Here is a 24814-nt window from a genome sequence, read left to right on the forward strand (position 1 = left end):
TTTATTCCCCGCGTGGCCCCTGATACCTAATGGGTACAGGCGGGGTCTCCCCATGCAGCAATGATGGGCGGAAGCGGCGATGCTGCTTTTCCGGACGGGAGAGGCTCGCCTGCGTGCAAGGGCGAGCCGACGGTGACGAACAGGGAGATCTATGTCGGAGGGGGGCTAAGCGCGATCGACGCCAAAGGACGAGTCGCGATTCCTGCCCAGCTCCGCGGATTGATCCTCGAAAACAGCGGCGGCGCCCCCGAGGTCGGCCTGGTTCGCAGTCGAAACGCGCCCTGCCTGACCTGTTTCGACAAGCCTTATATCAAGCGCATCCCTGAAACGCTCGAGCGCGACTATGCCGAGCGCAAGGATCCCACGGTCACGCGCGAATATCTGGCGCGCCAGGCCTTCGCCACGATCGAGACCGTGCCTTTCGATACCTCTGGCCGCTTCATCATCTCGCCGCTTGTCCGCCGCCTCGGCAAGCTCGAGGATCTCGCCTATTTCTACGGCGTCGGCGACTATATCGAGATCTGGAATCCGACCCTCGCCATGGACTCGGATCTCGTGCCCGAGGAAGCGAAGATCGCGCTGGAGTTCTTCCTCGAACAGCGGGGGGCGAAATGAGCGTCTCCGCCAATGGGCCATTGGCTGCCCCGCATGTGCCTGTCCTGCTCGAGGAAGTGATCGATGCGCTGGCGATCACGCCGGGTGAGACGCATGTGGACGGGACCTTCGGTGCCGGTGGCTACACGCGCGCGATGCTCGCCCGCGGTGCGCAGGTCTTCGCGTTCGATCGCGATCCCGATGCGGTCCGCGAGGGTGCGGAATTGGTCTCCGAAAGCGAAGGTGCGCTGATCCTGGTGCCCGAGCGCTTCTCGCGCATGGCAGACGCGCTGGCTGAACGCGGCGTATCGGCGGTCGACGGCGTCGCGCTCGATATCGGTGTATCCTCAATGCAGTTCGATCGCGCGGAGCGCGGCTTTTCCTTCCAGGCGGACGGACCGCTCGACATGCGCATGGAGCAGTCGGGCCAGAGCGCCGCCGATTTCCTCAACACCGCGGACGAAGCCGAGATCGCCGACATCATCTACACGCTTGGCGAAGAGCCCAAATCCCGACGCATCGCCCGCGCCATCGTCGCTGCGCGCCCGATCATGCGCACCGGGGAACTCGCGCAGATCGTTCGCCGCGCCACCGGTTACAAGCCGCACGACAAGAAGGATCCCGCGACGCGCACCTTTCAGGCGATCCGTATCCATCTCAATCGCGAACTCGGCGAGCTCGAGGACGGGCTGGCAGCGGCCGAACGCGCGCTCAAGCCCGGCGGACGGCTCGCGGTGGTGACCTTCCACAGCCTGGAGGATCGTATCGTCAAGCGCTTCCTGCGCGATCGCAGCGGTGCGGCGCCTCAGGGCTCGCGCCATCTGCCCGGCATCCCCGTCAAGGGGCCTGAACCCAGCTTCGAGGCGGTGGGCAAGGCAGTGCGCCCCGGCGAGGCGGAGCTTGCGCGCAATCCGCGCGCGCGTTCGGCGACGTTGCGGGTCGCGCGCCGCACCGCGGCCCCGGCCCGGGAGGATGCGGCATGATCGCGAAGCGCTTCCAGTCCTTCCAGCGGCTCGCGGCATGCACCTGCGCGGTGATGGGGCTGTACATGATCACCTCTCAGGTCGCGTCCGAACGGACCGATCTGGAAAAGGTCGATCGCCAGATCCTGTCCGCCCGCAAGGATATCCGCCAGCTCCAGACCGAGCTGGGCACCCGCGCCAGCCTGCGCCAGCTCGAACGCTGGAACGGTGAGGTGCTGGCGCTGACCACGCCCGATGCCGACCAGTTCGTCGGCAACGAGCGTGCGCTGGCGACGCTCGATCGGTCGGGCATCGTGCCGGGGCCGCGCTATGCGCCCAGCGCGGTGCTGATGGCGATGACGACGACGCCTGCCGCATCGATTCCCGCCCCAGACACGGCGAAGCCGGTAGCCCCGGTCGTGAGCGATGCGGTCGAGCGGCCCGCCGCCGCCACCGAGCGCCGGGTGCTGGCAGAGGAGGCGCGCAAGCCGCAGCCTGTGCTCGTCGCCGTGGCCAAGCCGGTCGCCAAGCCCGAACCGAAGCGCAAGGAAGCGAAGAAGCCGATAGACCTGCTCGAGGCCAAGCTGCTCGACGACGGACTGATCGGCGAGCTGGCCAGCCGCGCCAGGGCTGAAAGCGGGGGGCGGCGATGACGACGCTGATCGCGCGCCCGCACCGCGTTCGCGATACCGGTACCCGCCATCAATGGCTATCGACCGCCTATCTGCGGTTGATGATGCTGCTGCTGATGTTCCTGGGTGTCGGCATGCTGATCGGCGGCCGGCTGCTCTGGCTCGGCGCGTTCGGTGATCCGCCGCGCCGTGGCTATATCGGCTCCACCTTCGTCCCCGCGCGCGGGGATATCGTCGATCGCAACGGCGTGCCGCTGGCGCGTACCATCGATGCCTGGTCGGTGGGCGTCCATCCAGATCGACTGCTCGGCGATCCTGAGGATCTGGCGCCGCAACTCGCGCGGTTGATGCCTGAAAAGTCAGAGGCCGAATATCTCGCGATCCTGCGATCGGGCAAGAGCTTCACCTATCTGCGCCGTCGCGCGCTGCCCGAACTGGTTTCGGCGGTGAACGCACTGGGCGAGCCGGCGATGGCGTTCGCGCGCGAGCCCGAGCGCCTTTATCCGCAGACCACGCTCGCCGCGCATGTGCTCGGCTATACCGATTTTGACGGTCACGGCGTGATCGGCATGGAAAAGGTGCTGGACAAGGTTCTGACCGATCCCGCCACGCGCGGTGCGCCCGCGATGCTGTCGATCGACAGCCGCGTCCAGGCGGCGATGGAAAGCGAGCTTTATGCCGCGATGACGCGGCACAGCGCCCTGGGCGCGACCGGGCTCGTGCTCGACGTCGACACCGGTGAGGTGCTCGCGCTGGCGTCGCTGCCGGTGTTCAATCCGAACAAGTTCGGCAATTCGCCGGACGAAGCGCGCCGCAACAATGTGACGCAGAGCGTCTATGAACTCGGTTCCACCTTCAAGCCGCTGACCATCGCCCAGGCGATCGACGGCGGCGTCGTCAATTCGATGGCCAAGCGCTACGATGCGACAGCGCCCGTCGCGATCGGCCGCTTCCGCATCAAGGACGATCACCCCTCGGGGCGCTGGCTCAACGTGCCCGAAACCCTGATCCACAGCTCCAACATCGTCACCGCGCGCATCGCCGACGAAATGGGTCAGGCACGGATGGAAGATCTGTTCCACAAGCTCGGTTTCGCGGCGGCGCCCGCGATCGATCTGCGTGAAAAGGGCTTCCCGCTCTATCCGCGCAACTGGGGCCGCGCGACGACGCTCACCACCGCCTACGGCCATGGCATCGCGGTGACGCCGCTGCACCTGGCGAGCGCCTATGCCGCGCTCGTCAATGGCGGGATGCTGCGCCCCGCCACGGTGCTCAAGCTCGACAAGGACCATGTTCCGAAGGGCCGCCGCGTCTTCACCGAGAGCACCAGCGCGCGCATGCGCCAGCTACTGCGGATGGTCGTGATGGACGGCACCGGCCGCAAGGGCGACGCGGTCGGTTTCCGCGTCGGCGGCAAGACCGGCACCGCCGAGAAGCCCGGCGTCGGCGGCTATTCGAAGCGCGTCAACGTCTCGACCTTCGCCGCCGCTTTCCCCATGGACAGGCCGCGCTACGTCGTCATCGCGATGCTGGACGCGCCCAAGGGCACGGCCGAAACCTTCGGCCTGACCACCGCCGCCTGGACTGCGGCGCCGGTGGTGTCGAAGGTGATCGCGCGCACCGGTCCGATGCTGGGCGTCATCCCTGACGAGAAGAAGGATGTGGATGTGTCCGATCTGACCCCGCTCATCTGGAAGGCGAAGGGCGAGGAATGATGCGATTGAGCGCGCTCACCGGGGGCAGCGAGTCCGCACAGGTGACGGGCTTTGCCATCGACCACCGCAAGGTCGCGCCGGGCACCGTTTTCGGTGCATTCGCCGGCGCGCGCTTCAACGGTGAGGATTTCATCGCCCAGGCGATCGCCGGTGGTGCGGTCGCCATCGTCGCCCGGCCCGAGGTTACGGTGGAGGGTGCGGTCCACATCGCGGCGACCGAACCGCGCGAGGCGTTCGCGCGGCTGGCGGCGAAGTTCTTCGCGCCCTATCCGGAGACCGTCGTGGCGGTCACCGGCACCAATGGAAAGACCTCCACGGTCGAACTGACGCGCCAGCTCTGGCGGATGGCCGGTTTCAACGCCGCGTCGATCGGCACGCTGGGCGTGACCACGGCGGGCGACCAGGCCAAGACCGGCTTGACCACGCCCGATATCGTCACTTTCCTGTCCAATGTGGCGGGGCTGGAGCGCGAGGGCGTGACGCACCTCGCCTTCGAGGCGTCGAGCCATGGCCTGTCGCAATATCGCACCGAAGGCCTGGCGGTGCAGGCGGCCGCCTTTACCAATCTCAGTCGCGATCATCTCGATTATCACGGCGACATGGACTCCTATCTGGCCGCCAAGCTGCGGCTGTTTGCCGAAGTGGTGGCGCCCGGCGGCAAGGCCGTGGTGTGGATGGACGATCCGGTTTCGGAAAAAGTGGTTCGCACGGCTCTCGAGCGGGGGCTCGGAGTGCTGGGTGTGGGAGAACGCGGCGATACGCTTCGGCTGATCGCCCGTTCCCCCACCCAGTATGGACAATCGCTGACGATCGAAGCGGAGGGTGGCACGCACAAGGTGAACCTGCCGCTCATCGGCGCCTATCAGGCGGCGAACGCGCTCACCGCTGCTGGCCTGGCGCTGGCGACCGGCGGGCCGCTGGCGACGGTGCTCGCCAATCTGGCGCGCGTGCAGCCGGTGCGCGGCCGGCTGGAGCGTGCGGTGGTCACCAGGGCGGGCGCGCCCGTCTATGTCGATTATGCACATACGCCCGATGCGATCGAGGCTGCGATCGCGGCGCTTCGCCCCCATGCCAAGGGCCGGATCATCATTCTGATCGGTGCCGGTGGTGATCGTGACAGGGGCAAGCGACCCGAAATGGGCGCCGCCGCAGTGAGGCTCGCAGACCATGTTGTCGTCACCGACGATAACCCCCGCACCGAGGACGCTGCCGCCATCAGGCGTGACGTGATGGCTGGCGCGCCCGGTGCGGTCGAGGTCGCCGGACGGCGCGAAGCGATCGCCGCCGCGATCGCCGAGGCGGGCGCGGACGACATCGTGTTGCTGACCGGCAAGGGGCATGAACAGGGCCAGATCGTTGGTGATCTGGTGCTGCCCTTCGACGATGTGACCGTCGCGCGCGAGTGTGCGGCATGACGGCGCTCTGGACCTCCGCCGAGATCGCGGCCGCGGTCGCGGGCGCTGCTTCCGCCGAGTTCGCGGTGGGCGGCGTCGCGTTCGATTCGCGTGAGATCGGCCCCGGCGATTTGTTCGTGGCGATGAAAGGCGAGGCGACCGATGGCCATCGCTTCGTCGATCAGGCATTCGCCAGCGGCGCGACCGGCGCGATCACCAGCCAGGCCGTGGATCATCCGCATATCCTGGCCGTCGATACCATGGCGGCGCTGGAAGCGCTGGGAACCGCCGCGCGCGCGCGGACGGCGGCGCGCATCGTCGGCGTCACCGGATCGGTCGGCAAGACCGGAACCAAGGAAGCGCTGGCGCTGGCGCTCGAACGGTCGGCGCCCGGCCGTGTCCATCGCTCGGTCAAGAGCTACAATAATCACACCGGCGTGCCGCTCAGCCTGTCGCGCATGCCTGCCGATACCCGGTTCGGGGTGTTCGAGATGGGCATGAACCATGCCGGCGAACTGGCCGCGCTGACGCGGATGGTGCGCCCGCACGTCGCGATCGTCACCGCGATCGCGCCCGCGCATCAGGCCTTCTTCGCCAGCGTCGAGGCGATCGCCGACGCCAAGGGCGAGATCTTCCAGGGACTGGAGCCCGGCGGCATCGCGATCGTGCCGTTCGACAGCCCCTATCGCGACCGGCTGATCGCCGCCGCCCGGCCTTATGCCGGCACCATCCTGACCTTCGGCCTGGGCGAGGGCGCCGATGTCCGCGCGGTCGAGGCGGTGCCGGCCACCAATGGCGGCACGCTGGTGACGGCGCATCTGCCCGGTGGCGAACTGGGCTTCACCATTTCGCAGCCGGGCATGCACTGGGTGTCGAACGCGATGGCGGTGATCGCCGCGGTCGAGGTGGTTGGAGGCGATCTGGCCGCTGCCGGGCTGGCGCTCGCCGAGATGCCGGGTCTCAAGGGGCGCGGCGCGCGGCACCGCATCGCCATCGACGGCGGCAGCGCGCTGCTGATCGACGAAAGCTACAACGCCAATCCGGCATCGATGGTGGCGACGATCCGCCAGCTCGGCCGTGAATCGGCGGATCGCCGGCTGGTCGTGCTCGGCGCCATGCGTGAGCTGGGCGAGGCGAGCGATCGCTTCCACGCCGAAATCGCGGCGCCGATCGAGGAAGCCAACGTCGATTTCGCACTGCTCGTCGGTCCGGAGATGGCGGCACTGGCGACAAGGCTTGAGGGCAGCGTCGATTTCGCGCATGTGCCCGACGCCGCGACGGCACTCGAAGCCCTGTCGGAAATGCTTCAGCCCGGAGACGCGGTCCTCATCAAGGGGTCGAACTCAATCGGACTCGCCCGCGTCGTCGACGCGCTGGCGGGCGGGACGAACTGATGCTTTATCTACTTGCCGAACAGCTTGGCTTTCCGGGCATACTGAACCTGATCCGTTATCTGTCGTTCCGCACCGGCGGGGCGATCGCGACCGCCTTGTTCATCGGCCTGATCATCGGGCCGCGCTTCATCGGCTGGTTGCGCGTGCGCCAGGGCAAGGGGCAGCCGATCCGCACCGACGGTCCGCAGACCCATCTCGCCAAGCGCGGCACGCCCACCATGGGCGGGCTGATGATCCTGACCGCGGTGTCGCTGTCGCTGCTGCTGTGGATGGATATCCGCAACATGTATGTCTGGGCATGCCTGTTCGTCACCCTGGGTTTCGGTGCGATCGGGTTCCTCGACGATTACGACAAGGTCCGGAAGGCCAGCCACAAGGGGGTTTCGGGCCGGACGCGGCTGATGGCGGAGTTCCTGATCGCGGGCATCGCGAGCTGGATGATCCTCAGCCAGTCGGGCACGCATCTCTATGTGCCCTTCCTCAACTATCCGCCGCTTGATCTCGGCTGGTTCTACATAATCTTCGCCGCCTTCACGATCGTCGCGTTCGGCAATGCCGTGAACCTGACCGACGGGCTCGACGGCCTCGCCACCTTCCCGGTGATCATCGCCAGCCTGGCCTTCCTGCTGATCGCCTATCTGGTCGGCAACGCCAAATATGCGGGCTATCTAGGCATCCCGCACATTCCGGGCGCGGGCGACCTGACGATATTGTGCGGCGCGATCATCGGCGGCGGGCTTGCGTTCCTGTGGTTCAACGCGCCGCCGGCGGCGGTGTTCATGGGCGATACCGGCAGCCTGGCGCTGGGCGGCGCGCTCGGTGCGATCGCCGTCACCGCGCATCACGAAATCGTGCTGGGCATCATCGGCGGCCTGTTCGTCGTCGAGGCGCTGTCGGTGATCATCCAGGTGTTCTTCTACAAGCGCACCGGCAGGCGTGTGTTCAAGATGGCGCCGATCCATCATCATTTCGAACAGATGGGATGGTCCGAGCCCACGGTCGTCATCCGCTTCTGGATCGTGTCCATCGTGCTGGCGCTCGCCGGCCTGTCGACGCTGAAGCTGCGGTGATTGTCTCGCGCGCCTTTGCCGGCAAACGCTATGCGGTGCTGGGCCTTGCCCGCTCGGGGCTGGCGACGGTCGGCGCTCTCGTCGCGAGCGGCGCGCATGTGACTGCGTGGGACGAGCGTGCCGAAGCGCGCGCCGCGCTCCACGCCTCGGTCGCGATCGCCGATCCGCTGGCGATCGATCTTGCGGGTTTCGATGGCGTGGTGGTGTCGCCCGGCGTGCCGCTCAACCGTCATCCGATCGCGCAAAGGGCGCGGGACGCGGGTGTCCCGGTGATCGGCGATATCGAATTGTTCGCGCAGGCGCGCGCTGGTCTGCCAGCGCACAAGGTGGTGGGCATCACCGGCACCAACGGCAAATCGACCACCACCGCGCTGATCCACCATATCGTCAGGACCGCCGGCCTGCCGACGACGATGGGCGGCAATATCGGCCTGCCGATCCTGGGCCAGGATCCACTGACGGCGGGCGGCGTCTATGTGCTGGAACTGTCGAGCTATCAGATCGACCTGACCCATTCGCTCGACTGCGATGTCGCGGTGTTGCTCAACATCACCCCCGACCATCTCGACCGTTATGACGGGTTCGAAGGATATGCGGCGTCGAAGGAGCGGCTGTTCGCGCTGCAATCGTCCGATCACGTCGCGGTGATCGCGACCGAGGACGATCCCAGCCGAGTGATTGCGTCGCGCGTTAATCATCGTCTGTTGCGTGTCGCGGGCGCCGACGCCGGCGATCAGAGCGGCTGGCCGACGCTGCAGGGGCCGCACAATGCACAGAATGCGGCGGTCGCGATTGCCGTTGCACGGGCGCTCGGCATCGGCGAGGATGCGATCGCGGCGGCGCTCGGCAGCTATCCTGGCCTGCCGCACCGCATGGAGCGCGTGGCGACACGCAACGGCGTGCTGTTCGTCAACGACAGCAAGGCGACCAACCCGACCTCGACCGCGCCGGCGCTCGCGGCCTATCCGGCGATCCACTGGATCCTGGGCGGGCGCGCCAAGACCAACGAGCTCGATGCCTGCGCGCCGCATTTCGGCCATGTCCGCGCGGCCTACACCATCGGCGAGTCGGCTGAGATGTTCGCCGATCTGCTGCGCGCGCACATGCCCGTCAGCATCTGCGGCGATCTGCGTACTGCGGTGGCGCGGGCGGCCGATGCGGCGCGACCGGGCGAGGCCGTGCTGCTGTCGCCGGCCTGCGCCAGCTTCGATCAATTCACGGATTATGAAGCGCGGGGCGAAGCTTTTCGCGTCGCGGTGGAGGCACTCGCCTGATGGCCACGATCCCCGGACCCATGACCGGACCTGTCGTTCCCCGCAGCAAGGCGGTGGTGTCGCGCCAGAACACGCGCGACAAGCACCCGCAGCTTGGCCTGTGGTTCTGGGAGATCGACCGCGTCCTGCTGCTGCTCGTCACGCTTCTGATCTCGATCGGCATCATAGCGGTTGCCGCCGCCTCGCCCGCTGCCGCCGAACGTTATTCGGAAGGGACGGTGCGCTTCGACCAGTATCACTATCTCTATCGCCAGCTCGTCTGGGTGGTGCTGAGCGTTCCGGTGATGCTCGTCATCTCGACCATGCCCAAGGAACGCGCGCGACGCATGGCGCTGCTGTTGGCCTGCATATTCCTGTTCTGCCTCGCGCTGGTTCCGATCCTGGGTAGCGAGGTCAACGGCGCCAAGCGTTGGATCGGTTCGGGCTTCGCCAAGTTTCAGCCCTCCGAATTCCTGAAACCGTGCTTCACGGTCGGTATGGCCTGGCTGTTGTCGCTGAAGGTACAGGATCGCACCTTGCCGGTGGTGCCGCTGTCGGCGCTGCTGATGGGCGTGATCGCGGTGCTGCTGATGAAGCAGCCCGATTTTGGCCAGACCGTCATTTTCGGCACGGTATGGCTGGCGCTGCTGCTGCTGTCGGGCGTCAGCCTGCGCATCATGGGCTGGCTGTTCGGCGCGGGCGTGGCCGGCGTGATCGGCGCCTATCTGTTTTACGATACCGCCACGCGCCGCATCAACGACTTCATCTTCCAGACCGGCGATACGTACCAGACCGACATGGCGCATGCCACGCTCACGGCAGGCGGTCTGCTCGGCACCGGGCCGGGTGGGGGCGAGATGAAGTTCCGCCTGCCCGAGGCGCATACCGATTATATCTTCTCCGTGATCGGCGAGGAGTTCGGCCTGATCGCGTGCCTCGGCATCGTGCTGCTCTACGTCGCCATCGTCGTGCGTGTTTTCGTGAAGCTGCTCGATGAGGAGGATCAGTTCCAGCTTCTCGCCGCGGCCGGCCTCACCACCCAGTTCGGCGTGCAGGCGATGATCAACATGGCGGTCAACACGCAGCTCGCGCCGTCCAAGGGTATGACCCTGCCGTTCATCAGCTATGGCGGTTCGTCGATGCTCGCCCTGTCGCTTGGTTTCGGGCTGTTGCTGGCCTTCACGCGCCGGAATCCGTATCTCGTCCGCTCCCCCTATGTCTTCAAATGGAGCGGCAAATGACGGTGACGCGCCACTTCGTCCTCGCCGCCGGCGGTACCGGCGGCCATATGATTCCCGCGCATGCGCTGGCGGCCGAGCTGATGAAGCGCGGGCACCGCGTCGCACTGGTCACCGATGATCGCGGTGCGAAGATCCCCGGCCTGTTCGATGGCGTGCAAACGCATGTGCTGCCCGCCGGGCGGATCAGCAAGAGCCCCGCTGCCCTGTGGGCGGCCGCGCGCGCGATCATGGCCGGCCGCGCGATGGCCATACGGCTCTATGAGACGTTCGAGCCGACCGCGGTGATCGGCTTTGGCGGTTATCCGGCGCTGCCCGCCCTGCTTGGCGCGCTCAAGGCCGGCATCCCCACGGCGGTTCACGAGCAGAATGCGGTGCTCGGCCGCGTCAACCGGCTGCTTGCCGGCCGCGTCGACGCGATCGCCACCGCCTATCCGGATGTGAAGCGGCTCGCCGCGCGCCATGCCGGGAAGGTGCATCTGGTGGGCAATCCCGTGCGCGACGAGGTGATGGCGCTGCGCAGCGAGCCTTTCCCGGCATTGGAGGAGGACGGCATTTTCCGCCTGCTCGTGACCGGGGGCAGCCAGGGCGCGACGATCCTGTCCTCCGTCGTGCCTGACGCGCTCGGCCTGTTGCCGCTCAACTTCCGGCGGCGCATGCAGGTGACGCAGCAATGCCGGGCCGAGGATATCGACCGGGTCCGCGCCATCTACGCCGATTTCGGCATTCCCGCCGATCTCGCCACCTATCTGCCCGATCTGCCCGAGCGGCTTGGCTGGTCGCATCTGGTGATCGCACGTGCCGGTGCGTCCACCGTCGCCGAACTGACCGTGGCTGGCCGGCCCGCGATCCTGGTGCCGCTGCCGTCGGCGACCGACGACCATCAGACCTATAATGTCGCGGAGGCGGTCGCGGCGGGCGGCGCGCGTTCGATCCCGCAACATCTCTTCACCGCCGTCGAACTCGCCAAGCAGATGCAGAAACTGGCGCTTGAGCCCGGATCGCTCGCCAATGCGGCGCGGCGCATGTGGCAGTGCGGCCGGCCCAACGCGACGAGCGACCTCGCAGATCTGCTCGAAGGGCTTGGCGCCGCGCCGGTGCAGACCCTGGTTCCAGCGCCGTCAAGCCGCGCCGCCGTTCCGAACGGAGAGGGCGCGCTCGCATGAAAGGCGTCAACACCGATATCGGGATCATCCATTTCATCGGCATCGGCGGGATCGGCATGTCCGGCATCGCCGAGGTGATGCACAATATGGGCTATTCGGTGCAGGGCTCCGACATGGCCGAAAGCTATGTGATCGAAAGGCTCCGTTCGCGCGGCATCAAGGTGATGATCGGCCAGCAGGCGGAGAATGTCGAAGGGGCGGCAGTCATCGTCACCTCGACCGCGATCAAGCGTGGCAATCCCGAAGTCGAGCGCGCCTATGAGTTGCGCATTCCCGTCGTGCGCCGCGCTGAAATGCTTGCGGAGCTGATGCGGCTGAAATCGACGGTCGCGGTCGCCGGAACGCACGGCAAGACCACGACGACCTCGATGATCGCTGCCGTGCTCGACGCCGGCGGGATCGATCCGACGGTGATCAACGGCGGCATCATCAACAGCTATGGGTCCAACGCCCGGCTGGGTGCGAGCGAATGGATGGTGGTGGAGGCCGACGAGAGCGACGGCAGCTTCCTGCGCCTCGACGGCACGATCGCGGTCGTCACCAATATCGATCCCGAGCATCTCGACCATTATGGTTCGTTCGACGCGGTGAAATCCGCCTTCATCGAATTTGTCGAGAATGTGCCCTTCTACGGCGCGGCGCTGCTTTGCCTCGATCATCCGGAAGTGCAGGCGATCCTGCCGCGCATTCGCGATCGGCGCGTGGTGACCTATGGTTTCTCCGCCCAGGCCGATGTGCGCGGCGAACTGGTGACGCCGGTGCCCGGCGGCAATCGCTTCGATGTCGTCATCCGCAACCGCGACGGATCGTTGCGCCGGATCGAGGGCGTCGAACTGCCGATGCCGGGGCGCCACAATGTCCAGAACGCGCTGGCCGCGATCGGCGTCGGGCTCGAAATGGGCATCGACGATGCGACGATCCAGCAGGGCTTCGCGCGCTTCGGCGGCGTCAAGCGCCGCTTCACCAAGGTCGGCGAAGTCGCGCTCGACGGTGGTTCGGTGACGGTGATCGACGATTACGGCCATCATCCGGTCGAGATCCGCGCGGTGCTCGCGGCCGCGCGCGAAGGCGTGAAGGGCCGGGTGATCGCGGTCGTCCAGCCGCATCGCTATTCGCGGCTCGGCAATCTGATGGACGAGTTCCAGCAGGCGTTCAACGACGCCGATATCGTCTATGTGACTCCCGTCTATGCGGCCGGTGAGGCGCCGGTCGAAGGCGTCGACTCCGCAGCGCTGGTCGCGGGGTTGCGCCAGCGCGGGCATCGCGCGGCGAACGAGATCGCGAGCGCGCCGGCGCTGGCCGAGGCGCTGGCGAAGGAGATCCAGCCCGGCGACATGGTCGTGTGCCTGGGCGCGGGCGACATCACCAAATGGGCCGCCGGCCTTGCCGACGGCGTCACGGCCGCACGGGAAGGTGTGACCGCATGAGCGCGCTCGACACCATCCCCCGTGTTCGCGGCAAGCTGACGCCGCAGGCGCCGCTCGCGCCCCTCGTCTGGTTCAAGGCGGGCGGCGTGGCGGAATGGCTGTTCGAGCCCAAGGATGTCGAGGATCTGGGCGATTTCCTCGCGGAACTCGATCCCTCGGTGCCGGTCATGGGGCTTGGGCTCGGATCGAACATGATTGTCCGTGACGGCGGCGTGCCCGGCGTGGTCGTCCGCCTGGGCAAGTCGTTCGCAAAGGTCGAGCGCGTCGATGCCGACACCCTTTCGTGCGGCGGCGGGGCGAGCGGCATCCTGGTTTCTTCCACCGCGCGCGACGCGGGCATCGGCGGCCTTGAATTCCTGCGCTCGATTCCGGGCACGGTGGGTGGGTTCGTCCGCATGAACGGCGGCGCCTATGGCCGCGAGGTCAAGGACGTGCTGGTCGATTGCCAGGTCGTATTGCGTTCTGGCGAACGCAAAACCTTGGGGCTCGCCGAACTCGGCTATACCTACCGTCACAGCGAATTGCCGGCCGGCTGCATCGTCGTCGGCGCCACTTTCCGCGGCCATGCCGAGGATTCCGCCGCGATCCAGGCCGAGATGGACCGCATCGCCGCCGAGCGCGAAGCCTCGCAGCCTTTGCGTTCGCGGACCGGCGGATCGACCTTCAAGAATCCGGACGGGCACAAGGCCTGGGCGCTGATCGACGCCGCGGGCTGTCGCGGTCTCCGGATCGGTGACGCGCAGGTGTCGGAGAAGCATTGCAATTTCCTCCTCAATCTCGGTTCGGCGACATCGGCCGAAATCGAGAAACTGGGCGAGGAAGTGCGGCGCCGGGTGAAGGCGCAATCGGGCGTGACGCTCGAATGGGAAATTCAGCGTATCGGAGTGACCAAGTGAGCGAGCCCCTTCACATCGCGGTGCTGATGGGCGGCTGGTCGGCCGAGCGCGAAGTCTCGCTGTCGAGCGGCAGGGAGATCGCCGACGCGCTCGAAAGCCTCGGCCACCGGGTCACGCGCATCGACATGGATCGCAACGTCGCGCAGGTGATCGCCGGCGTCCGCCCCGATGTGGTGTTCAACGCGCTGCATGGCTCGCCCGGCGAGGACGGAACGGTGCAGGGCATGCTCGATCTGATGCAGATCCCTTACACGCACAGCGGCATCGCCACCTCGGTGATCGCGATCGACAAGGAACTGACCAAGCTGCTGCTGGTGCCGCATGGCATCCGCATGCCCGAAGGCCGGATCGTCGAGAGCGCGAGCGTTCATGATGCCGACCCGCTGCCGCGCCCCTATGTGTTGAAGCCGGTCAACGAGGGATCTTCGGTGGGCGTGGCGATCGTGACGCGCGACGGCAATTATGGCGACCCGATCGGCCGTGATGTCGAGGGGCCGTGGCAGCATTTCAATCGGCTCCTCGCCGAACCCTTCATTCGCGGCCGCGAACTGACCGTCGCGGTATTGAGGGACGCGCCGCTCGCCGTCACGGAACTGCGGCCGAAGAGCGGCTTCTACGATTATGACGCGAAATATACCGACGGGCTGACCGACCATATCTGCCCGGCCGACATCCCGGCGGATATTGCCGAAGCCGCGCTCGACATGGCGCTTCGCGCGCACCATCTGCTCGGCTGCAAGGGCACGAGCCGGTCCGATTTCCGCTGGGATGACGAGCGCGGCCTCGACGGCCTCTATCTGCTCGAGGTGAACACCCAGCCCGGCATGACTCCGCTCAGCCTGGTGCCGGAGCAGGCCAGATATTGCGGCATTTCCTATGCCGAATTGTGCGACCGCATCGTGAGGGACGCTCTATGAGCAGCGCATCCACCATCCGCAGGGGCAATAGCGGGCGCGCCCGGCCCAAGGTTTCCGGCCGCAGGCCGGCGGCCAAGCGCAAGTCGATGATGACCCGGCTGGCGGAAGCGCTGCCGGTTCCGGTCGAGACGATCCAGCGCGTCGCCGGCTATGGCATGATCGCCCTCATCGTTCTGCTTGCGGGTACGGCGGCGACGATGATGGGGCTGCCCCAGGCAACTGGCGTCGCGCTGGCCGAGATGACGGGCCGCGCGGGTTTCGAGGTGAAGCGCATCGAACTGACGGGCGTCGACCGGATGGAGCGGCTGACCGTCTATGCGATCGCGGCGGACCAGCATTCGATGGCGATGCCGCTGGTCGACCTGGAAAAGGTGCGCCGGCAACTGATGACCTATGGATGGATCTCCGATGCCCGCGTGTCGCGCCGCCTGCCCGACACGCTGCTGATCGATATCGTCGAGCGCAAGCCCGCCGCCATCTGGCAGAATGCGCAGAAGCTGACGCTGATCGACGCGACCGGCGTCGAGCTGGAGCCCGTGTCGATCGGATCGATGCCCGATCTGCCCCTGGTCGTCGGCCCCGACGCCAACAGGCAGATCGCGGCGCTCGACACGCTGCTCGAAGCCGCGCCCGCGCTCAAGCCGATGCTGGCGGGCGCAAGCTGGATCGGCAAGCGTCGCTGGGATCTCCGCTTCCAGTCGGGCGAGACGCTGGCCCTGCCCGAGGGCGGTCCGGAAGCGGCGGCCGCGCTGGTCAAGTTCGCGCGCATGGATGGCACCGATCGCCTGCTTGGCCGGGGCTTCGTGCGTTTCGACATGCGCATTCCCGACAAATTCTACGTGCGCCTGCCTCCCAAGGGTGCGGCGCGTCCGATCGTTCCCGACGAAACCACGATTGCCAAGGCGGCCGACGAGGACACCAAGTCCGTGAAGGATGCCGGCAAGGACAGCAGGAAGGACAAGGGCAATGGCACAACCGCGGGCTGAGGGGCTGATCACCGCGCTGGACATCGGCTCGTGGAAGGTGTCCGCGCTGATCGCGGAAAAGACCGAGAGCGGCGAGATCAACGTGCTCGCCACCGGCCAGCGTGAGAGCCAGGGGGTCAAGCGCGGCTATATCGCCGACATGGCGGCCACCGAACGTGCAGTGCGTGAGGCGGTCGAACAGGCGGAGCGGATCGCGGGCACCAATATCGAGGATGTCTGGGTCAGCTTCTCCGCTGGCGGACTGGTCAGCGATATCGCCTCGGTCGAGGTCGAGCTGGGCGGCCACAGGATCGAGCAGGAGGATATCAACGAATTGCTCGCCGCCGGACGCGGTTCGATCGATCCCGACGGGCGCATGGTGCTCCATGCCCTGCCGACGCTGTATACGCTCGACGGATTGCGCGGGGTGAAGACCCCGCTTGGCCTGCACGCCGATCGCATGGGTGTCGACATCCATGTTGTCGCCGCCGACGGGTCGCCGGTGCGCAATCTCGATCTGTGCGTCCGCTCCGCCTATCTGAAGGTCAAGTCGATCGTCGCGTCGCCGGTGGCGACGGGCATGGCGTGCCTGACCGATGAGGAGCGCGAGCTGGGCGTCGCGCTGGTCGAACTCGGCGCGGGCGTCACCAATGTCTCGCTGTTCGCCGGCGGCATGCTGGTCGGGCTGATGTCGATCCCGTTTGGCGCGGCCGACATCACCGACGACATCGCCTCCGCCTTCGGTACACGGCGCACGCATGCCGAACGGATGAAGTGCTTCTATGGTTCGGCGACCACGAGCCCGCGCGACAATCACGATATGATAGAGGTTGCCCCGATCTCGCCCGACGGCGATCATGCGGATACCACGCGGATCACGCGCGCGCAGCTCATCTCGGTCATCCGCCAGCGGCTGGAGCATCTGACCGGCGAAGTCGGCAAGGCGCTGGGCGAACTCGGCTTCTCCGGGCCGGTCGGGCGCCAGGTGGTGCTGACGGGCGGTGGCGCCGAACTCAAGGGTATCGCCGATTATATGCAGGGTGCGCTCGGCCGCGCCGTCAGGCTGGGCAAGCCGCGCGGGCTGATCGGGTTGCCCGACGCGCATAGTGGCCCCGGTTTCGCGACATTGGCCGGGCTTGTCCAATATGCGGCGGCCAATCCGGTCGATCTGCGCGCGATCGTGCCGGCCCAGCAGATGGTGCACCGCGCCGCCGGCGCGGGGCTGATCCAGCGGCTGATCACGGCCTTTCGGGCGGGTTATTGATGAACCGGAACGGCTCGTCTTTGGCCTTGACCACAAGGGGCAGGGGGTGTCGCCCACGACTCGACACAATTTTTTCCTCGCGGGTTAACTTTTTTGGTGATTCCGCGAATCGGTTAGTGCAAAACCGTCAAGGGGCATTCGCTTGGCCCACGACGAAGCTTGGGAGTTAAGCAAATGAGCATCGAATTCATGCCGCCTGAGGTCGATGAACTTCGGCCCAGGATCAGCGTCATCGGCGTCGGCGGCGCGGGGGGCAACGCCATCGCCAACATGATGGCGAGCCAGGTCCAGGGCGTCGATTTCATCGTGGCCAACACCGACGCGCAGGCGCTCAACGCCTCGCCGGCGGAGCGGCGCATCCAGCTCGGCCTGCGGATCACGCAGGGCCTTGGCGCCGGCTCGCGGCCCGAGATCGGCCGCGCGGCGGCTGAAGAGGCGATGGAGCAGATCGAACGCGCGCTCGATGGCGCGCATATGTGCTTCGTCGCGGCCGGCATGGGCGGCGGCACCGGCACCGGCGCGGCGCCGGTGATCGCGAAGGCCGCGCGCGACAAGGGTATCCTGACCGTCGGCGTCGTCACCAAGCCGTTCAGCTTCGAAGGCTCGCGCCGCTCGCGTTCGGCGGACGCCGGCATCGAAGAACTGCAGAAGCATGTCGATACCCTGATCGTCATCCCCAACCAGAATCTCTTCCTGATCGCCAATGCGAACACGACCTTCAAGGAAGCGTTCCAGATGGCGGACGAGGTGCTGCAGCAGGGCGTGCGCGGCATCACCGACCTGATGGTCATGCCTGGCCTGATCAACCTCGACTTCGCTGACGTCCGTTCCGTGATGGGCGAGATGGGCAAGGCGATGATGGGCACCGGCGAAGCCGAGGGCGACGGTCGTGCGATCGAAGCCGCGGAAAAGGCGATCGCCAATCCGCTGCTCGACGGCGTGTCGATGCGCGGCGCCAAGGGCGTGATCATCTCGATCACCGGCGGCGACGACATGCGCCTGATGGAAGTTGACGAGGCGGCCAACCATATCAAGGAACTGGTCGATCCTGACGCGAACATCATCTGGGGTTCGGCGTTCAACAACGACCTGCAGGGCAAGATCCGCGTTTCGGTGGTCGCGACCGGCATAGAGGCCGAAACCTCGGTCCAGCCCGAGCCGGCCCGCGTCTTCGCGTTCCCGACCGCGCGTGACCGCGCACCGGAGCCGGTGAAGGCCGCGCCTGCGGCGGAAGCGCCCGCCGTGGTCGTCGAAGCGCCTGAACCGGCCGTTGCTGAAGCTGTCGCCGAAACCGCCGAGGACGAACTGCTGCTCGACAGCGGCCGGATCGTCGAGGACGAGGCCGATGGGCCGCTCGACCTGACCGTCGAGGCGCCGGAAGCGGTCGAGACCGCGCCGGAGCCCAAGCCGGCCACGCCGAGCTGGCTTGAAGCCGAAGCGACGCCCGAACCTCGCGCGCCGCGCGTCTCGACGGGCGGCGGCACGCTGTTCGAGCGTATGTCCAACATCGCGCGTGGTGCGGCGAAGGGCGACGATGCCGATGCGGACGGCAAGTCCGATCCGCTCGACATCCCGCGCTTCCTCAATCGCCAGAACAACCAGTAACCCGTAAAAGGGGGCGTCCGCCGTCATGGCGGACGATTGGAGGGGCCGGACGGCCGGGAGCATCGCTCCCGTCGTCCGGCCCTTTCTGCATGTCGGGCGCGAACGATCGGCCGCAGGATACGGTTGAACCGGATTCGGCTTGCAATTCATCTGGGCTTCATCGACACCGCGCTCAGTGCGGGACCAGCCATGACAATCATCCAGACTCTCCGCGCGACCGTAGCAGCGGCCGCGCTCATCCTGCTGCCAAGCGTCACCGTGCGTGCGCAGTCTTCGATATTCACTTCCGATGCGGAAGCGGGCCGCGCACTGTCTCAGGCGCTCAACACGCTGTCCTCGGATCCGCAGAATGTTCGTGCACTGATTGAGGCGGGCAATGCCGCACTCGCGCTGGACGACACCAACGGCGCTTTGGGATTCTTCGCGCGCGCCGAGGAAATCGATCCGCGCAATGGCCGGATCAAGACCGGTCTGGCACGCGCGATGTTGATGACCGAGCGGCCGCGCGAGGCGCTGAAGCTCTTCAACGATGCGGTCGGGCTCGGCATTCCGGAGGGCGAGATCGCGGGTGATCGTGGCCTCGCTTACGACCTGCGTGGTGATACGCGGCGTGCCCAGCGTGATTATCAGACGGCGCTTCGGCACGGGCAGGACGCGGAGGTCACACGTCGACTGGCATTATCCTATGCGATCGGCGGTGACCGCGAACAGGCCATGCAGACGCTCGACCCGCTGCTCCGCATCCAGGATCGTGCCGCGTGGCGCGCGCGCGCCTTCATCATGGCGATCGGCGGCGATCTCGAGGGTGCAAACGGCGTGGCGCGCACGGTGATGCCGGCCAATCTCGCGGTGCCGATGGGGCCGTTCTTCGCGCGTCTGCCGTCCTTGTCCGCCTCGCAAAAGGCGGCGGCGGTGCATTTCGGACGCATCCCGTCCGATGGCAAGACCCGGCAGGTGCTTGCTTCGGCGGATATCGATACGCGGCCGCCACAGCCTTCGGCGCGCACGTCGGTTCCGATGAGCGAACCGATGGATTCGGGCCATGAGGCGGAGAATGACGATGCGCCGGCGACGGCGCCGCCGGTGCAGGTCTCGCGCGAGCCTCGGCGCCGTCCGGGCGCTCCGGTCGCGCTGGCGGCGCGGAGCGAGCCTGCCAGGCCGGCGCCGGCCGCGACAATGCCCAGCCGTGCCCCGGCATCCTCGGCGACACGAACTGCCCCGCCCGTTTCGAAGCCGATGTCCGATCTTGCGCCAGCCGTGCCGGTGACGCGCGAGCTTTCGCCGGCGCCCGGCTTCAGTCTGCCAGTGACCGCGCCGGCCCGGCAGGATGAGCCTGAGCGTCTTGCTCAAGCAGCATCGACGCCGAGCGTCGCGGTGACGGCGGCGTTGCCGCCCAGGGCCGAACCGACCGTGCCCGCGCCACCGCCGTCCTCGCCGGCGACCCCGCTGGAACGTTCGCTTGCTTCGATTGTGCAAGGTCTGGAACTGGAGCAGGTCGAAGCCGTCCCGATGCCTGTGCCTGCGGCGCGCAGGCCGGCCACGCCGGCGGTGACGAAGGATGCGGACGAGCCCGTCGCCGACGTGAAGGCGGCTGCTGACAAGAAGGCCGCGGACAAGAAAGCGGCCGACAAAAAGGCTGCCGACAAGAAAGAGGCCGACAGGAAAGCCGCCGAGAAGAAGGCGGCGGCGAAGCCAGACCCGAAGAAGCTCCATCCCGAGCGGATCTGGGCGCAGATCGCCACCGGGGCGAGCAAGGGGGCGCTCGTCACCGATTATGGCAAGCTGGTCAAGAAATCCCCGGCCGCGTTCAAGGGCATGACGGGCTGGACCGTGCCGTTCAAGGCGACTCGCCGGCTGCTGGTCGGTCCATTCCCGACTGCCGCCAAGGCTAGCGACTTCCTGAAAAAGGCCGGCATCACCGGTTTCGCCTGGACCAGCCCGGCCGGCACGGAGATCGAGAAGCTCGGCGGACGATGACGGGCAACGGATGAGCGTGCTGGCGCCCTATGCTGCTGACCCCGCCGCCAGCCGCGGACGGTTGCACCGCGAGGCGGACGGTGCCGCGCGCGGCCCGCGCGACGCGTTCCAGCGCGACCGCGACAGGATCATCCATTCGATCGCCTTTCGCCGGCTACGCCACAAGACCCAGGTTTTCCTCGCACCCGATGGCGATCATTTCCGCGTCCGGCTGACTCACAGCCTGGAAGTCGCGCAGATCGGGCGAACGATCGCCCGTGCATTGGGGCTTAACGAGGACCTGACCGAGGCATTGTGCCTGGCGCACGATATCGGCCATCCGCCCTTCGGCCATGCGGGAGAGGACGCACTGAAGGCCGCGACGATGGCGCAGGGCGGCTTCGACCACAACGCACACACGCTGCGCACGCTGATGCGGCTTGAAACGCCATATCCACGATGGGACGGGCTTAACCTGACCTGGGAAACGCTGGAGGGGCTGGCCAAGCATAATGGTCCCGTCAGGACGCCAGGCTGGGCGATGCGCGCGGCTGATGCCGAGTTTCCGCTCGATCTGGATCGCTGGTCATCGCTGGAGGCCCAGGTCGCGGCGCTTGCCGACGACATAGCCTATGACAATCACGATATCGATGACGGCGTGCGCGCCGGCTTGCTCGATATCGATCAGCTTGTGACGGTGCCGTTGATAGCCGAGGGCTGGGCCGATGTGCTTCGAACCTGCGACGGATGTCATCCCGACCGGCTTCGCGCCGAACTGGTCCGTGCCCAGATCGGGCGCATGGTCAATGATCTGATCGCGGAGACGCGGCGACGGATCACGGAGGCCGATATCAGCAGCGTCGATGAGGTGCGCGCCGCCGGCCGCGCGCTGGTCGGTTTCTCCAACGGGATGCGCGAGGCGGAGCGCACGCTGAAGCGCTTCATGTACGCCAATCTTTATCACCATCCGAGCCAGCTTGCCGCCGCTGACGCGGCGCGCCATGTCGTCTCCGGCCTGTTCGCCGCCTATCAGGACGATCCCGCGAAGCTTCCGGAAGAATGGCTGGCGACGCTGCCGGACGAGGAGCCGGGCCGCAGCCGCCATATCGCTGATTTTGTCGCGGGCATGACCGATCGTTATGCGATCAAGCGCTATCGGGAGATCGTAGGCCCGTTGGATATGCCGGACGGTTTCTGAAACGCGACGAAATCCCAATCTGACATAGTTTTGCGACAGGTCGGCGCTAGCTTGGCAGGATCGTGATCGGCCGACGAGGCAGCCATGGAATCCACCATCGCCCTGAACCGCTTCGGGCTGGGCGCGCGACCCGATGACGCGCCGCCGGCCAACCCCAGAGCCTGGCTGAAGGATCAGCTTCGCCGTTTCGAGCCGCGCCCGGCCGCAATGGTCGATCTTCCGACGCGAACCGAGATCGCTTCGACTTTTGCGGATTATCTCGAAGAGGTCCGCGTACAGAAGATGCAACGGTTGCAGGCCATGTTAGGGGACGTACCCGACATGGCCGGGCGGGCGGGTGCCGAGGTCGGCAAACCGCTTCGGCAGACCGCGCGGCAGGTGGCACGTGGCCACTATGCCGTCCAGGTCGGCGCGCGTGTTCGTGCCGCGCTGATCGGTTCGACTCCGTTCGCCGAGCGTCTCGTACATTTCTGGGCCAATCATTTTGCGGTCTCGGCTGACCGGTTCGTCGCGACCGGCTTGGCTGGCATGCTCGAATTCGAAGCGATCCGGCCCAACCTGCGCGGCAGCTTTGCAGATATGCTGCTTGCTGTCGAACGGCATCCGGCAATGCTGCTCTATCTCGATCAGACGCAATCAATTGGCGCCGATTCGATGCTCGCTAACCGCATCACGTCACGCGGCGGCCGCAAGCTGGGCTTGAACGAAAACCTGGCGCGCGAGATATTGGAACTGCATACGCTGGGTGCGCGCACCGGATATCGGCAGCAGGACGTGACTGAATTCGCACGGGCGTTGACCGGCTGGACCGTGGCCGGCCTGGCCCGTGGTCCCGGCGCGCACACGATCGATCGACTGGCGCGCGCGCCGGGCAGCTTCGTCTTTGCTGATCGCCTGCACGAACCTGGCGAGCGGACGATCCTCGGACTCAGCTATGCCCAAACCGGCGAGGATCAGGCGCAGGCTGTCCTCGAGGATCTAGCGGTCCATCCTGCAACGGCGCGTCACATCGCCACGAAACTCGCACGTCATTTCATCGCCGACGATCCGCCGCTCGCGCTGGTGACGCGGCTGACCGCCGCATTCACGGCTTCGAACGGCGATCTGCCGACGCTTTATGCGGCGCTGATCGATGCGCCCGAAAGCTGGTCGTCCGATGCCGCCAAATTCAAGACGCCATGGGACTGGAGCCTTTCGGCATTGCGCGCGGTGGGAACGCACACGGTTCAGGACAAGGCTTTCATCGCAATGATGCAGCAGCTTGGGCAACCGGTCTGGCAACCCGGTTCGCCGGCGGGATGGGAGGATGTCGCACCAAGCTGGATGGGCCCCGATGCGCTTATGCGTAGGGTCGAGGTTGCAGAGCGGCTGGCGCAGCGCGTGGGCAACGTGCCGGATCCACGAACGCTTGCACTCCGCATCCTGCCGGAACCGCTCGGCCCGTCGACGGCACAGGCGATCGCTCGCGCCGACAGCCCCGAACAGGGCTTGGCGCTGTTACTCGTCTCACCAGAATTTCTGCGGAGATAGTCATGATCGGTCGTCGTGCATTGATCGGATCGGCGATGCTGGGCGTGGGTATCGCCACATTCGCACCGCGCTTGGCATTCGCTGCGGTTCCGACCGACCGACGGTTCGTCTTCATTATCCAGCGCGGTGCGGCCGATGGTCTGGCGACCATCGCACCTGTAGGCGATCCAGCTTATGTCGGTGTCCGTGGTGCTCTTGCCGATCTGGGCGAGGGCATTGCGCTCGATGGGATTTTCTCGCTGCACCCGGCACTTTCCGAAACCGCCAAACTCTATGCGGTCGGGGAGGCGCTGTTCGGTCACGCGCTGGCCTCCACCTATCGCGACCGATCGCATTTCGACGGACAGAATATCCTCGAGACCGGCGGTCGCGCCGCTTATGCCGAAAAGACGGGATGGATGAACCGGCTGGCGGCGATGCTGCCCGATGGCCAGTCAAAGGCACTGGCGGTCGCGCGTGCAATACCGATGGCGCTGCGCGGTCCCGCCGTGGTGGCGAGCTATGCGCCGGCGGCGCTGCCCGATGCTTCTGAAGATTTGCTGTTGCGTGTCGGCATGTTGTACGAGGGCGACGCTAGGCTCCACGCGCTCTGGCAGAGCGCGATGGAGACGCGGATGCTGGCCGGCGATCTTGCCGGCGAGAAGAGCAACAATGGACGGGCAACGGGCGCGCTCGCGGCGCGGCTCTTGGCGCCCGCCAACGGCGCGCGGTTGGTGATGATCGAAACCGGCGGATGGGATACGCATATAGGCCAGAAGTCGCGGCTGGCGCTTCAACTGGGCGGGCTCGATGCGATGATCGGCGCATTGAAGGCCGGGTTGGGGCCGGCATGGGCGAAGACCATGATATTGGTTGCAACCGAATTCGGCCGCACGGTGGCGGTGAACGGTACGGGGGGCACCGATCACGGCACGGGGAGCGCGGCGATGCTGATCGGCGGAGCGGTCAGCGGTGGCCGCGTCGTTGCCGATTGGCCAGGACTGCGCCGCGCAGCGCTCTATGAAGGACGCGATCTTCGCCCGACTGCGCAAATCGAGAGTTTTGTGGCGGGGGCGCTGGCGAGCCATTTCGGTCTGGAGCCAACACGAGCCGCCCGCGCCCTCTACCCGGCTATGGCTGGGCTGAGGCCGGTGGATGGGCTGGCGAGAGCGTAACCCGCTATACCCATCTGCCTTAATCCGCCCTTCGCATTCGATTCAGCGCGATGCGAGCGTGGTGGCCTGATCGATACGTTCCACCTCGCTCAGGCGGAACTCGATGGCCTTGCCCGCGCTGGTGCCGCGAACGCGACCGTTGCTGACGACGAGGCGGAAGGAATCGGCACCCGGATAGCGCTTGCCCGCGATGATCTTCGCCTTGCCCGCGTCGCGCGCGGTGAAAACATAGGTGAAGCCGTCATGCTCGAAGCGGGTCTTGTCGGACTGCGCCGGCGCCATGGCCGGCATGGCGAGGGCGAATGCGGCGATGGCAGTGGTCACGAACTTCGTCATTTGGTCGTCCTCCTGTTGAAGGCCGATCAGCACCCCGTCCTGTCTGCTTTGGATCATGCAGCGCATGGCATGGATTCCCGATCGCAAATCGCGTCAGTGCGATTGCACGCCGCGCACGTGGGATCATCGCCGCCCGCGCAAGGATGGA

Annotated in this window: 21 protein-coding genes; 20 read left to right on the plus strand and 1 reads right to left on the minus strand. The window is 66.6% G+C overall.

Annotated features, from left to right (window positions below):
• Positions 1 to 132: 132 nt before the first annotated feature.
• The 20 genes from ACODTA_RS12865 (at position 133) to ACODTA_RS12960 (ending at position 24330) form a co-directional block, all read left to right on the plus strand.
• Positions 133 to 615, plus strand: coding sequence for a division/cell wall cluster transcriptional repressor MraZ (locus tag ACODTA_RS12865; RefSeq protein WP_489066307.1), 483 nt, complete (start codon positions 133 to 135; stop codon positions 613 to 615).
• Complete coding sequence (gene rsmH, locus ACODTA_RS12870) at positions 612 to 1577, plus strand: 16S rRNA (cytosine(1402)-N(4))-methyltransferase RsmH (RefSeq protein ID WP_489066308.1); 966 nt, start codon at positions 612 to 614, stop codon at positions 1575 to 1577. The genes ACODTA_RS12865 and rsmH overlap by 4 nt, the downstream gene beginning before the upstream one ends.
• Complete coding sequence (locus ACODTA_RS12875) at positions 1574 to 2209, plus strand: colicin transporter (RefSeq protein ID WP_489066309.1); 636 nt, start codon at positions 1574 to 1576, stop codon at positions 2207 to 2209. Before rsmH ends, ACODTA_RS12875 begins: the two co-directional genes overlap by 4 nt.
• Positions 2206 to 3903, plus strand: a complete 1698-nt coding sequence (locus tag ACODTA_RS12880; protein WP_489066310.1) for a peptidoglycan D,D-transpeptidase FtsI family protein — start codon at positions 2206 to 2208, stop codon at positions 3901 to 3903. Before ACODTA_RS12875 ends, ACODTA_RS12880 begins: the two co-directional genes overlap by 4 nt.
• The gene (locus tag ACODTA_RS12885) at positions 3903 to 5318 is read left to right on the plus strand and encodes a UDP-N-acetylmuramoyl-L-alanyl-D-glutamate--2,6-diaminopimelate ligase (RefSeq protein ID WP_489066762.1); all 1416 of its coding nucleotides are present in this window, start codon (positions 3903 to 3905) and stop codon (positions 5316 to 5318) included. Before ACODTA_RS12880 ends, ACODTA_RS12885 begins: the two co-directional genes overlap by 1 nt.
• Positions 5315 to 6691: a UDP-N-acetylmuramoyl-tripeptide--D-alanyl-D-alanine ligase gene (locus ACODTA_RS12890; RefSeq protein ID WP_489066311.1), complete on the plus strand. Its 1377-nt coding sequence runs from the start codon at positions 5315 to 5317 to the stop codon at positions 6689 to 6691. The genes ACODTA_RS12885 and ACODTA_RS12890 overlap by 4 nt, the downstream gene beginning before the upstream one ends.
• Positions 6691 to 7761, plus strand: a complete 1071-nt coding sequence (gene mraY, locus ACODTA_RS12895; protein ID WP_489066312.1) for a phospho-N-acetylmuramoyl-pentapeptide-transferase — start codon at positions 6691 to 6693, stop codon at positions 7759 to 7761. The genes ACODTA_RS12890 and mraY overlap by 1 nt, the downstream gene beginning before the upstream one ends.
• A complete protein-coding gene (murD, locus tag ACODTA_RS12900) occupies positions 7758 to 9035 on the plus strand; it encodes a UDP-N-acetylmuramoyl-L-alanine--D-glutamate ligase (RefSeq protein WP_489066313.1) in 1278 nt (425 codons plus the stop codon). Before mraY ends, murD begins: the two co-directional genes overlap by 4 nt.
• A 20-nt stretch (positions 9036 to 9055) precedes the next feature.
• Positions 9056 to 10255, plus strand: a complete 1200-nt coding sequence (locus tag ACODTA_RS12905; RefSeq protein WP_489066314.1) for an FtsW/RodA/SpoVE family cell cycle protein — start codon at positions 9056 to 9058, stop codon at positions 10253 to 10255.
• Complete coding sequence (murG, locus tag ACODTA_RS12910) at positions 10252 to 11418, plus strand: undecaprenyldiphospho-muramoylpentapeptide beta-N-acetylglucosaminyltransferase (RefSeq protein ID WP_489066315.1); 1167 nt, start codon at positions 10252 to 10254, stop codon at positions 11416 to 11418. The genes ACODTA_RS12905 and murG overlap by 4 nt, the downstream gene beginning before the upstream one ends.
• Positions 11415 to 12845 carry a UDP-N-acetylmuramate--L-alanine ligase gene (murC, locus tag ACODTA_RS12915; RefSeq protein WP_489066316.1) on the plus strand — a complete coding sequence of 477 codons (1431 nt, stop codon included), beginning with the start codon at positions 11415 to 11417 and terminating at the stop codon, positions 12843 to 12845. The genes murG and murC overlap by 4 nt, the downstream gene beginning before the upstream one ends.
• A complete protein-coding gene (gene murB / locus ACODTA_RS12920; protein ID WP_489066317.1) occupies positions 12842 to 13741 on the plus strand; it encodes a UDP-N-acetylmuramate dehydrogenase in 900 nt (299 codons plus the stop codon). Before murC ends, murB begins: the two co-directional genes overlap by 4 nt.
• Positions 13742 to 13767: 26 nt before the next feature.
• The gene (locus ACODTA_RS12925) at positions 13768 to 14658 is read left to right on the plus strand and encodes a D-alanine--D-alanine ligase (RefSeq protein WP_489066764.1); all 891 of its coding nucleotides are present in this window, start codon (positions 13768 to 13770) and stop codon (positions 14656 to 14658) included.
• Positions 14655 to 15644 (plus strand): cell division protein FtsQ/DivIB, encoded by a 990-nt coding sequence (locus ACODTA_RS12930; protein ID WP_489066318.1) that lies wholly within the window; start codon positions 14655 to 14657, stop codon positions 15642 to 15644. The genes ACODTA_RS12925 and ACODTA_RS12930 overlap by 4 nt, the downstream gene beginning before the upstream one ends.
• Complete coding sequence (gene ftsA / locus ACODTA_RS12935) at positions 15625 to 16887, plus strand: cell division protein FtsA (RefSeq protein WP_489066320.1); 1263 nt, start codon at positions 15625 to 15627, stop codon at positions 16885 to 16887. Before ACODTA_RS12930 ends, ftsA begins: the two co-directional genes overlap by 20 nt.
• 174 nt (positions 16888 to 17061) lie before the next feature.
• Positions 17062 to 18492 (plus strand): cell division protein FtsZ, encoded by a 1431-nt coding sequence (gene ftsZ / locus ACODTA_RS12940; RefSeq protein ID WP_489066321.1) that lies wholly within the window; start codon positions 17062 to 17064, stop codon positions 18490 to 18492.
• A 189-nt stretch (positions 18493 to 18681) separates the two neighbouring features.
• Positions 18682 to 20469, plus strand: coding sequence for a tetratricopeptide repeat protein (locus ACODTA_RS12945; RefSeq protein WP_489066322.1), 1788 nt, complete (start codon positions 18682 to 18684; stop codon positions 20467 to 20469).
• Positions 20470 to 20479: 10 nt separating this feature from the next.
• Positions 20480 to 21646, plus strand: coding sequence for a deoxyguanosinetriphosphate triphosphohydrolase (locus ACODTA_RS12950; RefSeq protein WP_489066323.1), 1167 nt, complete (start codon positions 20480 to 20482; stop codon positions 21644 to 21646).
• Between the two features lie 84 nt (positions 21647 to 21730).
• Positions 21731 to 23176, plus strand: a complete 1446-nt coding sequence (locus ACODTA_RS12955) for a DUF1800 domain-containing protein (protein ID WP_489066324.1) — start codon at positions 21731 to 21733, stop codon at positions 23174 to 23176.
• A 2-nt stretch (positions 23177 to 23178) separates the two neighbouring features.
• Positions 23179 to 24330 (plus strand): DUF1501 domain-containing protein, encoded by a 1152-nt coding sequence (locus tag ACODTA_RS12960; RefSeq protein WP_489066325.1) that lies wholly within the window; start codon positions 23179 to 23181, stop codon positions 24328 to 24330.
• A gap of 42 nt (positions 24331 to 24372) precedes the next feature.
• Here the strand turns inward: ACODTA_RS12960 and ACODTA_RS12965 are convergent, their stop codons facing one another.
• Entirely contained in the window at positions 24373 to 24666 is a 294-nt protein-coding gene (locus ACODTA_RS12965) for a hypothetical protein (RefSeq protein WP_489066326.1), read from the minus strand.
• Positions 24667 to 24814 lie beyond the last annotated feature (148 nt).

Source organism: Sphingomonas sp. FG14, assembly GCF_057809675.1.

Excerpts from the sequence above, each read along its gene's own strand:
- rsmH (WP_489066308.1), top strand. The coding sequence starts at position 612 with ATGAGCGTCTCCGCCAATGGGCCATTGGCTGCCCCGCATGTGCCTGTC.
- ACODTA_RS12875 (WP_489066309.1), top strand. The coding sequence starts at position 1,574 with ATGATCGCGAAGCGCTTCCAGTCCTTCCAGCGGCTCGCGGCATGCACC.
- ACODTA_RS12880 (WP_489066310.1), top strand. The coding sequence starts at position 2,206 with ATGACGACGCTGATCGCGCGCCCGCACCGCGTTCGCGATACCGGTACC.
- ACODTA_RS12885 (WP_489066762.1), top strand. The coding sequence starts at position 3,903 with ATGCGATTGAGCGCGCTCACCGGGGGCAGCGAGTCCGCACAGGTGACG.
- ACODTA_RS12890 (WP_489066311.1), top strand. The coding sequence starts at position 5,315 with ATGACGGCGCTCTGGACCTCCGCCGAGATCGCGGCCGCGGTCGCGGGC.
- mraY (WP_489066312.1), top strand. The coding sequence starts at position 6,691 with ATGCTTTATCTACTTGCCGAACAGCTTGGCTTTCCGGGCATACTGAAC.
- ACODTA_RS12905 (WP_489066314.1), top strand. The coding sequence starts at position 9,056 with ATGACCGGACCTGTCGTTCCCCGCAGCAAGGCGGTGGTGTCGCGCCAG.
- murG (WP_489066315.1), top strand. The coding sequence starts at position 10,252 with ATGACGGTGACGCGCCACTTCGTCCTCGCCGCCGGCGGTACCGGCGGC.
- murC (WP_489066316.1), top strand. The coding sequence starts at position 11,415 with ATGAAAGGCGTCAACACCGATATCGGGATCATCCATTTCATCGGCATC.
- murB (WP_489066317.1), top strand. The coding sequence starts at position 12,842 with ATGAGCGCGCTCGACACCATCCCCCGTGTTCGCGGCAAGCTGACGCCG.
- ACODTA_RS12925 (WP_489066764.1), top strand. The coding sequence starts at position 13,768 with ATGGGCGGCTGGTCGGCCGAGCGCGAAGTCTCGCTGTCGAGCGGCAGG.
- ACODTA_RS12930 (WP_489066318.1), top strand. The coding sequence starts at position 14,655 with ATGAGCAGCGCATCCACCATCCGCAGGGGCAATAGCGGGCGCGCCCGG.
- ftsA (WP_489066320.1), top strand. The coding sequence starts at position 15,625 with ATGGCACAACCGCGGGCTGAGGGGCTGATCACCGCGCTGGACATCGGC.
- ftsZ (WP_489066321.1), top strand. The coding sequence starts at position 17,062 with ATGAGCATCGAATTCATGCCGCCTGAGGTCGATGAACTTCGGCCCAGG.
- ACODTA_RS12945 (WP_489066322.1), top strand. The coding sequence starts at position 18,682 with ATGACAATCATCCAGACTCTCCGCGCGACCGTAGCAGCGGCCGCGCTC.
- ACODTA_RS12950 (WP_489066323.1), top strand. The coding sequence starts at position 20,480 with ATGAGCGTGCTGGCGCCCTATGCTGCTGACCCCGCCGCCAGCCGCGGA.
- ACODTA_RS12955 (WP_489066324.1), top strand. The coding sequence starts at position 21,731 with ATGGAATCCACCATCGCCCTGAACCGCTTCGGGCTGGGCGCGCGACCC.
- ACODTA_RS12960 (WP_489066325.1), top strand. The coding sequence starts at position 23,179 with ATGATCGGTCGTCGTGCATTGATCGGATCGGCGATGCTGGGCGTGGGT.
- ACODTA_RS12965 (WP_489066326.1), bottom strand. The coding sequence starts at position 24,666 with ATGACGAAGTTCGTGACCACTGCCATCGCCGCATTCGCCCTCGCCATG.